Genomic DNA, 2,159 nt, shown 5'->3' with positions numbered 1-2,159 from the left:
ATTGGCTGTCCTGCTAATTGTCCTGACATGAATAACCTCCGTAAAATGTTATATTCCTTTTAATTGTACGTACGAATTCACGCTTGTACGAAGGCTTTGTGATTGTTTGTGGTTCTATATAAGCACTGCTGTTGCAGAGTTATGCAGGAAAATCTGCTATATATCCGTATTTTTCCCGGAAAGGGTTAACAAACCCATCAGTCACCCTGTTAAATACATCGAAATACTACCGGTCAGTAAACCAAAAATGTAAACTTATTTATATCACGCCTGCAAATGACTAATAGGTAGCATTACTCTAAGTAATAAGGGTGGTCTATATATGAGGTGGGCAATATTGCGGCTTCAGATTCCTGATAACTGGATGATGCAGTTGCTTCAGGAACATAACGTGGATATAAGGGTATTCGGCTGCATACCCTATCAGTCACGGGGCGGCAGAGGTCTTGTCAGGCTTAGCTCGGATGAGAACCTGGCGGTTATACTTAACAGGATACGGAGCCGTAAGGACGTGTTAAAGGCTTCCTTCTCCAGCGAATCCGACCGGGCGGTCGTGGGTGAGGTCGTTATCGAAAAATGCGCAGCCTGCATAGCCCTGAAGCAATCCGACTGTTTCATGGTCTCATCCAGGTCAAGGAGCGGGGGATGGCTTGAGTGGGCTGTTGCGGCAGAGAACAACAGCATGGTACACGACCTGGTTTACCTGCTGGAAAAAAACAAGTGCGAAGTCCAGTTGATACGGATATCCGGTTCTTCCGGCGCTTCAGGTCTTACCCTGCGACAGGAGGAGGTCCTTCAGTTCGCGTACAGCAACGGTTACTATGAGTACCCGAGGAGAATCAGCCTTCGCGACCTCTCGCGGATCTTTGATATATCCCCATCGACGATATCCGAGATACTGAGGGCGGGACAGCGAAGGATATTTTCTGAGTACTTTGGTATACCCTCAGTGTAAACCTGCACTCCCTTACATGTTCGGGAAAAATTCGATTGTGCATCAGGACAAAGATGACTGTGCAGGCTGTGATTCAACTGCCTGTCAGAAGCATATATTGGAGGAATATCAATGGCAGAAGACAAAAGAAATACCTGGCCTGGCACTGACTACCAGTCCCAGATATACCACGATCCTAACCAGAAGGGTCCAAAGAAAGAGTAATCCCTGGTGCCAGAGTGAAGTGGCAGAAGATTTCGCATTAGGTCACAGGTATCCATGCCGGTGCGGGCAGGATGGAGCGCCGCCCGGTGTGGATATCGGTGCTAATCACGCCACGAATATGACCGGAAAGATGGTAAGGTCGAGAGATTCGTGGGGACTGACCGGCGAACAAGAATAATAAATTTTTTTCTTTTTATTTTTTATATTTCTATCACAGCAGATGGGGTTTTTCAAAAAAATGCTTGAATGACCTGAAAGTTCAAGCTTTTGCCTTTTCGCATGCTGCTATATGTTCAGCCAATTGAACTTTAAGGGCGGATATTTCTTCTTTCATATCAAGCCTGTTTAAAATTGCTTTGGTATCTCCGCGCATCTCTACCATATCCATGTGTAACGTATCTATTTTTTCTTCCAATTTAGCAATGCGCTCGGTATTCTCCCGGACCTTTTCAGTTACTGTAATTAACTCTTTTATAGCTTTCAGAACATCCGCCAGAGTTGCCATAACCCTTTGATATTCAGGTTTATACTTAAAACTTTTTACAACTGCATTGTAACCCCGTAAGTTAGTATCTCAACAGCAGGGAATTATAAATTCCAGTAATCTGAAAGTTCAAGCTTTTGCCTTTTCGCATGCTGCTATATGTTCAGCTAGTTTTACCTTAATTGAGGAAAGTTCCTCTTTATACTCAAGTCTCTCTAAAATGTGCTTCTGGCCCTCCATGAGCTTGAGTACATTTGCCTGCATTTCTTCTTGATTCATTCTGATATCTTTGATTCCCTCAGTATTTTCTCTAACTTTATCCATTACTGTAACTAGTTCATCGAGTTTCTTGATGTATAGGAAACTATAAACGCATATTCTTATCCTGCTGCTGAAATAGATAAGTTGATTTCATTGGCTTTCATTCTTTTGGAGTTGTTCCGTCATAAGTGCCACGTATGCAACTTTATAAATTTCATGCAGGTATGAATAGGCGTATATCGGATAAGTTTACTG

The 2,159-nt window shown here is 43.2% G+C and carries 4 protein-coding genes; 2 read left to right on the top strand and 2 right to left on the bottom strand.

Going from position 1 to position 2,159, the window contains the following annotated elements; translation table 11 throughout:
• Positions 1-322 precede the first annotated feature (322 nt).
• Positions 323-955, top strand: coding sequence for a helix-turn-helix domain-containing protein (locus MNV_RS17675; protein ID WP_096207263.1), 633 nt, complete (start codon positions 323-325; stop codon positions 953-955).
• 223 nt (positions 956-1,178) lie between these two features.
• Complete coding sequence (locus tag MNV_RS19940) at positions 1,179-1,337, top strand: hypothetical protein (RefSeq protein WP_179294071.1); 159 nt, start codon at positions 1,179-1,181, stop codon at positions 1,335-1,337.
• Positions 1,338-1,418: 81 nt separating this feature from the next.
• Here MNV_RS19940 and MNV_RS17665 read toward each other — a convergent pair whose 3' ends face one another.
• The gene (locus tag MNV_RS17665; protein ID WP_096207261.1) at positions 1,419-1,664 is read right to left on the bottom strand and encodes a hypothetical protein; all 246 of its coding nucleotides are present in this window, start codon (positions 1,662-1,664) and stop codon (positions 1,419-1,421) included.
• Positions 1,665-1,772: 108 nt separating this feature from the next.
• Entirely contained in the window at positions 1,773-1,967 is a 195-nt protein-coding gene (locus MNV_RS17660) for a hypothetical protein (protein ID WP_096207260.1), read from the bottom strand.
• Between the last annotated feature and the right edge of the window lie 192 nt (positions 1,968-2,159).

Source organism: Candidatus Methanoperedens nitratireducens, from assembly GCF_900196725.1.
GTDB lineage: Archaea > Halobacteriota > Methanosarcinia > Methanosarcinales > Methanoperedenaceae > Methanoperedens > Methanoperedens nitroreducens_A.
This window is presented reverse-complemented; position numbering and strand designations above follow the sequence as displayed.